Annotated in this window: 7 protein-coding genes and 1 pseudogene; 4 read left to right on the plus strand and 4 right to left on the minus strand. The window is 64.8% G+C overall.

Annotated elements, in window-relative coordinates:
• Positions 1–339, plus strand: a 339-nt coding sequence (locus BLS52_RS17925; RefSeq protein WP_139186293.1) for a transposase, incomplete at its 5' end; no start/stop codon positions are given.
• Positions 340–528: 189 nt separating this feature from the next.
• Here BLS52_RS17925 and BLS52_RS18935 read toward each other — a convergent pair.
• Positions 529–764 (minus strand): annotated as a pseudogene (locus BLS52_RS18935) (IS630 family transposase); the annotation flags it as partial.
• 57 nt (positions 765–821) lie between these two features.
• On the minus strand, positions 822–1,517 hold the full coding sequence (locus BLS52_RS17935; RefSeq protein ID WP_090588533.1) for an ArsR/SmtB family transcription factor: 696 nt from the start codon (positions 1,515–1,517) through the stop codon (positions 822–824).
• 112 nt (positions 1,518–1,629) lie between these two features.
• On the opposite strand from BLS52_RS17935, the gene BLS52_RS17940 reads away from it, so the two are divergent.
• The gene (locus BLS52_RS17940; protein WP_090588528.1) at positions 1,630–2,994 is read left to right on the plus strand and encodes an MBL fold metallo-hydrolase; all 1,365 of its coding nucleotides are present in this window, start codon (positions 1,630–1,632) and stop codon (positions 2,992–2,994) included.
• Positions 2,991–4,277 carry an MFS transporter gene (locus tag BLS52_RS17945; protein WP_090588530.1) on the plus strand — a complete coding sequence of 429 codons (1,287 nt, stop codon included), beginning with the start codon at positions 2,991–2,993 and terminating at the stop codon, positions 4,275–4,277. The genes BLS52_RS17940 and BLS52_RS17945 overlap by 4 nt, the downstream gene beginning before the upstream one ends.
• A 100-nt stretch (positions 4,278–4,377) precedes the next feature.
• On the opposite strand, the gene BLS52_RS17950 is transcribed toward BLS52_RS17945, so the two are convergent.
• Positions 4,378–5,868 (minus strand): multicopper oxidase family protein, encoded by a 1,491-nt coding sequence (locus BLS52_RS17950; RefSeq protein WP_090588531.1) that lies wholly within the window; start codon positions 5,866–5,868, stop codon positions 4,378–4,380.
• Positions 5,865–6,173 carry an SHOCT domain-containing protein gene (locus tag BLS52_RS17955; protein ID WP_245702942.1) on the minus strand — a complete coding sequence of 103 codons (309 nt, stop codon included), beginning with the start codon at positions 6,171–6,173 and terminating at the stop codon, positions 5,865–5,867. The genes BLS52_RS17950 and BLS52_RS17955 overlap by 4 nt, the downstream gene beginning before the upstream one ends.
• 329 nt (positions 6,174–6,502) lie before the next feature.
• On the opposite strand from BLS52_RS17955, the gene BLS52_RS17960 reads away from it, so the two are divergent.
• Positions 6,503–7,399: hypothetical protein (locus BLS52_RS17960; protein WP_217636796.1), on the plus strand; the 897-nt coding region annotated here is incomplete at its 3' end.

Here is a 7,399-nt window from a genome sequence, read left to right on the forward strand (position 1 = left end):
TGGGGCATCTATCAGCGGATCGTCGCCGCCTACCGGGAACCGAATAAGACACGGGGGAAGCAGATGATGCAGGCCGTGATCGGCTCGGTCACCAGCGGCGTTCCGGCTGCACTCATCGAGATCCGGCGGGTCGGCCGGACATTGAAGCAGCGTGCCGCTGACGTCCTCGCGTTCTTCGACCGCCCCGGCACCAGCAACGGGCCCACGGAGGCCATCAACGGTCGCCTCGAGCACCTCCGCGGCTCAGCTCTGGGATTTCGGAACCTCACAAACTACATTGTCCGCAGCCTGCTCGAATCAGGCGGCTTCAGACCCCGGCTACACCCTCAATTACGATGAGCCCACATACCCGCACCTATTGTTTCGTACTTGCCTTATGACCGACGTGTTCCTCTTTCGCCTCCATCGTTTCTGGCGAGGTATCAGCATCGGTCGTTTTTGACACCAACGACGTGCTAGTGTCCTGCGCCTGAAATTCGATTCAGAAGTCGGCCGATTGATTCTAGGATCTGTTCTGCTGCCCTCCTAGGACTTCTCGTCGACGGAGAGCACCACAGCGAATTCGGGCGGGTTCAGGTAGAGTCCCATGACGTCATAGACCTTCTCCACGAAGAAGGGGTCATTGGGAAGCCTGAACCCGTCGGCGCGGTGGGGCTTGGTTTGAAAGACTTCCAGATCCGCCCGATCGTTGACTTTGAGAGGCCCGAGCGCTCGGCCATCTTCGCCCGGGACCAGTGCGTGGCATTCTTCGGCGTCGATTCCAGCATTACGCAGTGAATTTCAGGCGCAGGACACTAGTACTACAGTCGCATTTATGGGACTCAGGCGGCGTGGCCGGTGTCTACGGGCATCTCGGTCAGGCGCCACTCGAGCATGCCGTCCTTCAGCCGTCGTGCCTCCCGGCCCTTAGAGCGCAACAGGTCAACGGCCTCGTAGGCGAGCACACAGTATGCGCCACGGCAGTAGGCCACCACTTCCTGATCTATAGGCAATTCCTCGAGGCGATGCTGGAGATCCTCCAGCGGTATCGAGACGGCCCCGGGAATGTGAGCGGCGGCGTATTCCTCGGCCGGTCGGACATCTAGGACGGTGACCGCTCCCCTGGCGGCGCGGTCCAGTAACTCGTCCCGTCCGACCTCCTGATCCACAGGTCGCTCGCCGGCGCCCGCTCTGCCGCCGCCGCCGAGGTAGTCCACCCGAGCACGTTCAACCCCGGCGACCCGACTGTCGGCCACCGTGCGCAACTGGCTGTAAAGGCGCATGACGTCGAGACCCGCCAGAGCATAGTGGACCTTCGTCGCCTCTTTGCGGGTGGCCACCAGCCCAGCCTGTTTGAGCACCTGCAGGTGGGCGGACGCGGTGCTCAGTCCCAACCCGGCCACGGCCGCGAGGTTCTCCACGCTCCGCTCCCCCTGGGCCAGCAGGTCCAACAGCTCCAAACGCTTACCACTGCCCAGGGCCTTGCCCACCCGGGCGAGCTGGTCGAACAACTCGTTCTTCTTCTGCCGGTCGCCCACTTGATCCTCCAAAGATCTGTGTAATAGTGGTGGAAGGATAATATTCCATGTTTTTATGGAATATTAGCGTACCCGTCTACCGGCGGAATCCACGACACAGGAGTGAACAACCATGAGCCAGTTCAACCTCATCCCGGTCGTCGACGAAGGACTAGGCAACTCGACGTACTTGCTCGACATCGGCGGCGGGCGCGCACTGGTGCTGGATCCGGAACGGGACGTGCGTCAAGTCCGCGCCGAGGCCGCCCGTCGGGGGCTGAGCATTGCCTATGCTGTGGAGACCCATCTGCACGCCGACTTCATCTCCGGAGTTCGGGAGCTGGCCGAGGCGGAAGGGGCCACCGTGCTGGCACCCGAGATCGGTGAACGCGGCTTCGCCGCCACTGGGATGAAGGACGGGGACACCATAGACTTGGGCTCCTTCACCTTCGAGGCGCTGGCCACCCCGGGGCACTCCCCAGAGCACCTGTCCTACCTGTTGCACGAAGGGCCCCGACTGGTGGGGGTCTTCACCGGAGGATCACTGATGGTCGGCACGGCCGGGCGCACCGACCTGGTGTCCCCGGACCAGACAGTGCCGCTGGCCAGAGCCCAGTACCACTCGCTGCAGCGTCTGATGGAGTTGCCCGACAGCACCCCGGTGTGGCCCACCCACGGGGCCGGGTCATTCTGCTCCTCGGCTGCCGGAGGGGAACGGGTAAGCACTATCGGCGCCGAACGGGCCACCAACCCCCTGCTGCAGGTTGAAGGGGAAGACGCCTTTGTTGAAGCCCTGCTCGGGTCGTTGGGGACGTTCCCGGACTATTTCCTGCGGCTGGGAGCGATTAACCATTCCGGCCCGGCCATACTGGGAACCTCCCCAACCCTGCCGGCACTGGACGCCGCTGAAGTCCAGCAGCTGATGGCTGAAGGGGCGCAGGTAGTAGACACCCGGCCCGCAGCCGACTTCGCTGCCGGGCACATTCCCGGGGCGCTATCGAACACTCTGCGCCCGGTCTTCGCCACCTGGCTGGGCTGGCTGACCGACCCCGACCGGCCGGTGGTCATCGTCCGTAGCCCCGACCAAAATCCGGCCGACATCGCCTGGGAAGCCGCCAAGGTCGGCTTCGACACTCTTGCCGGGGAACTGGCCGGAGGCATGGACGCCTGGGCTGTAGCCAGCGCCCCGGCCGCGCTGCCGCTGGTGGAGGCGAAGGAGATGGTCGCCGGGTCCCCGGCAGTTCTCGACGTCCGCCAGGCCAGTGAGTTCAGCTCCGGGCATGTGCCCGGAGCCCACAACATCGAGCTCGGCGCGCTACTGGAGGATATGGGGAAGGTGCCGCACGGCCCGGTGGTAGTGATGTGCGGCCACGGCGAACGGGCCATGGGCGCGGCCAGCATCCTCGAGCGCGCCGGGCGCACCGATGTGCGCGTACTCACCGGCGGGGCAGACGACTGGGCACGGGTTGCCGGCCAGGACTTACAGGTCGGGGCATGAGCCCTCGTACCACCGACCACCCCCTGCGTCTGGGTCTGCGGCCCAACGCCGCCCAGTTCATCCTGCTGGTGGCGATCAACGCCTTGGTCGGCGGCATGGTCGGTCAGCAGCAGACTGTGCTGCCACTGCTGGCCGAGACCGAGTTCGGGCTCACCGGCTACACCTTCATCTTCACCTACGTCGCCGCGTTCGGGATCACAAAGGCGATCGCCAACTACTTCGCCGGAACCTTCTCGGACCGCTACGGGCGCAAGCCCGTCCTGCTCATCGGATGGCTCTTCGCCCTGCCGGTCCCACTGATGCTGATCTTCACCCCGAACTGGGGCTGGGTCGTGGCCGCCAACATACTGCTGGGCATCAACCAGGGATTGACGTGGTCCACCACCGTGGTCATGAAGATCGACCTCGTCGGCCCGAAACAACGCGGCCTCGCGATGGGACTCAACGAAGCCGCCGGCTACGGGGCGGTGGCCGTGACCTCCCTGCTGGCCGGGTACCTGGCCGAGCAATACGGTCTAAGGCCGGCGCCGTTCCTGCTGGGACTGGCCTACACGGCCATCGCGCTGTTGCTCTCCGGGTTATTCGTCAAAGAGACCCGCGGCCACGCCCTACTCGACGCCGGCCAGCACGTGGCCCGTGCTGACGGCCTCCACGACCACCTCCACGCGCGACTCACCGACCGGCAGATCGCCGCCCAGACCAGCCTGAAAGAACCCGCTCTCTCCTCGGCCAGTCAGGCCGGGTTGGTCAACAACCTCAACTTCGGGCTCTCCTGGGGTTTGTTCCCCCTACTGTTCGCCACCGCCGAACTGACCGTCGCCCAGATCGGGCTGCTCTTCGCCCTCTACCCCGGGGTCTGGGGAGTTGGCCAACTGGTCACCGGAGCGCTTTCGGACCGGATCGGGCGCAAACACCTGATCACCGGTGGAATGGCCACCCAGGCCGCCGCCCTGGTGGTCATCGCACTCGGCGACGGCTTCGGCGGCTGGGCTGCCGGCACTGCACTGCTCGGTGCTGGTACCGCGATGGTCTACCCGACCCTGCTGGCCGTCATCGGCGATGTCGCACATCCAGCCTGGCGCGGACGCGCCGTGGGTATCTACCGCGTCTGGCGCGATCTCGGCTACGCCGTTGGCGCCGTCCTCGGCGGCATCATCGCCGACCTCATGGGCCTCCACGCGGCCGTATGGGTCGCAGCTGGTATCAGCGCCCTCTCGGCCCTCGTCGTGGCGATACGAATGTACGAAACCCACCAACCCACCTCCGCTGCCCCGCAGGGCTGATCCTGGGAGGGGCGGAGGCGGTGCTTGAGGTCTGATGTCACCGCGGCCGTTAGACGCTGGGGGTTCAGGAAGCGACATCGCCCTCACGGCTGCCCCGGCCTTAACGGGCTTCGACGACACCCATCATGCCCTGGTCCTCGTGGTCGAGGATGTGACAGTGATAGACGGTTCGTCCGGGAAAGTCCTCGAACGCGATAAGGACTTTCACCTGCCCCCTGGCTGGGACGTTGACGACGTCCTGCCATCTCGGCGCGGAGACGTCGCGGTCACCGTCCTCGATGATCTGCATCGGCCACACGTGCAGGTGTATCGGGTGGTCCATGGGGCTGGAGTTGAGAAGTGTCCACTCCTCTATAGCCCCAGCCGTCACCGGGGTATCAGTCCGGGCGGGGTCGAACTCCCGGCCGTTGATGGTGAAAGCCATCATGGTGGCCTCCCTACCACTACCACCGCCCATCCCGTTTCCACCGCCCATGCTGCCGGTCATACCCATGTCCAAGGTGTGGCGACCGGTCACGGGTTCTCCGCGCAGATCCCGCAGCGCTGGGCCTGCCGGGACGGGCTCGGGCGTCTGCACCGGATCGCCGGACACTTCGAGGGTGAGGAGCTCGATCGCTTCCCTGTTGCCGTTGCCGCCCATCATGCCGTTGCCCATCATGGCGTCCATGCCGCCGCGGTCTACGGGCGCCGCGACCAGGACCGATGAGCCCTCGGTGGTTTCGACGAGCAGCTCGATGCGGTTGCCGGGGGCGATAACCACTTCTGTGGTCTTCTCAGGGGTCGGCAGGCGCCCGAAGTCGCGGCTGAGCAGTCGGACCTGTTGGCCTTCCAGCTGCAGGCGCAGGTACCGGGAGGGGCAGGCGTTGACGATCCGCCACCGCTCCCGTTCCCCGGGTGCGGCGTCCAGGCGCGGGCGCACCTGACCATTGACGAGGACGACCTCACCCTCCCGGCCCATCATCTGCTGCATCCGGCCGGCCTCAGCGAGATTACCGGAGGAATCCAGAGACAGGTCCGAGACCACCATGACCCGCTCCCGGGTCACAGGAATCAGCTCGGGGTCCTCCACCACGATCACCCCATACAGGCCGGCGGCGACCTGATCGGCTACATGGCCGTGGCGGTGCGGGTGGTACCAGTAGGTGCCCGGCGGATGGCCTTCGGGCAGGACGAACTCATAATTGAAGGACTCTCCCGGGTTGATGCTCAGGAACGGGTTGTCACCGTTGCCCTCAGGGGAGACATGCAACCCGTGCACGTGAAGGTTCGTCGGAGCCCGCAGACCGTTCGTCATCGCCACCCGGATTGTGTCACCGGGCGCCACGCGCAGGGTCGGTCCCGGCAGGGACCCGTTGAAAGCCAGCACAGAGGCTTCACGCCCGCCAACCTGGACCCACACCGGGGCGGCCTCCAGATCCAGTTCCAGCACGCCGTCGCGGCTGGAGAGCACCGGGGGCTCGACCAGCTCCTCATCGCCTGTGTATCCGGGATCGTTGCTGGTGGTCCACCACAGTCCTGCCCCGCCGAGCGCTGTGGCACCGGCACCGACGGCACCCAGAGCCAGCAGTTGACGGCGGGTCAGCGGGCTCACTGGCCGTCCTCCTCCAGGGTCTTCAGCCGCTCCCGGTACTCCTCGGTACTCAGCTCCCCGTGGGCGTAACGCCCTTCAAGGATTTCCGTCCCCCGGCGGCCAGGGACCACGCCGCGCCCAGGCCGGGTGTCGGGACCGGCATTGTGTGAGGACTTGCCGGAGAGGGCCTTCACCAACACGACCCCCAACACGGTCACCCCCACGAGCACCAGCAGTCCGAAGAACCACATCAATCCCATACCGTCCATACCATCGCCATTCATCATGATGATCGTGCTGCTCCATCTCTCGTCGTACGCGGTCAAATGCCTGACAGTAACGGGTTTCCTGCCCTACGAAAGGTCACATCAGTCTTCATCTTTCCGCTTTCCCTCGGCACCACAAGAGACAAGTACTGGAGTCCGCCAGATGAAGTTAGGAAACCGTTCTTGGCGACTGATGGTGATTTACAGGGCGTGCTACCGTGAACTTCTAAATGTATATACATACTAGGATGGGCGCCTCGATCAGCATCTCGTTGGTTGCCTTGCTCGGCGTGTCAGCTTGTTTGCCGGTCACTGAGCGGGTCGGCGCTCAGCCTGTCGAGGTCGGCGAACCGCCAACGACTGTGTCCGGTTCAGCACACAGCGGACGATTGATCCCAGGCTTTGATATCACCTCAGAAGTACGGACCGACACCACCCCGTTTGTCGTCGGGGGAACCTTCATCGGTTCCGCCTTCCCCCGGGATGGCCGCTCTCAACTAAGCTTTTACGGCTTCGACGCCAGCGGGACTGACTGGCGTGTGGACACCAACCCCTCCTGCGTCGGAACAGTACCAACACAGGTCGGAGGCGAAGCAGCGATCGTCATCCTGGATTCCGACGCCCGCAGAAATGGGCCGGGCGGGGTGAGCGCCACTGTTGCAACGGCCTTCTCCGCCGCGGACGGCGTCCCCCTGTGGGGGCCTACGGAGGTCCCCGGCCCGTCCCCTGGTACCGGCCTGATTTTTGCTAACACACCCAAAGCGCTGACCAACGAACGAACGCCCACGACGTTACTCGACGCCGCATCCGGAGCAGTCGTTGACGAGCCGGCCGGAACGGCTCTTTATGAGCATCACGGGACCGCCTTGGAGGGCACCGCGGAAAACTTCTCCGCTATCGACAGCGGCTCAAGTGAGACGCTTTGGACCTCGGCGCAGCTGAGTCCGGGCCCCTTTGGTGTCGGTAGAGAAGCCGCCGCCCGGTTCGAAGGTAGTTACGGACCGTCAACCGGAAGTCTTGTGGTGCTGGAATGGGCTGACCCTGCTGGAGCGGACACGACAGTGGCTGTCATCCACGATCTCAGGACGGGGGCGCCGCTGGGCAGGGTGGATGGAACACCTTCGGGCATGGCCGCAGTGGATGACGCCACACAGACCGTGCTTCTGACCTCACAGCGGGCGGATGGTACATACACCATCACGGCCGCGCGCCCTCGGAAAGGCATTCTCTGGACCAGCGAATCTGACAGCCCTGCCCAGGTATCAACCACCGGCGCCGGAATGGCC

Source organism: Arthrobacter subterraneus, assembly GCF_900099735.1.
In the GTDB taxonomy this organism is placed as follows: domain Bacteria; phylum Actinomycetota; class Actinomycetes; order Actinomycetales; family Micrococcaceae; genus Arthrobacter_D; species Arthrobacter_D subterraneus.

Bases quoted from the DNA above. Each gene is read 5' to 3' on its own strand.
- BLS52_RS17940 (WP_090588528.1), top strand. From the start codon at position 1,630: ATGAGCCAGTTCAACCTCATCCCGGTCGTCGACGAAGGACTAGGCAAC.
- BLS52_RS17945 (WP_090588530.1), top strand. From the start codon at position 2,991: ATGAGCCCTCGTACCACCGACCACCCCCTGCGTCTGGGTCTGCGGCCC.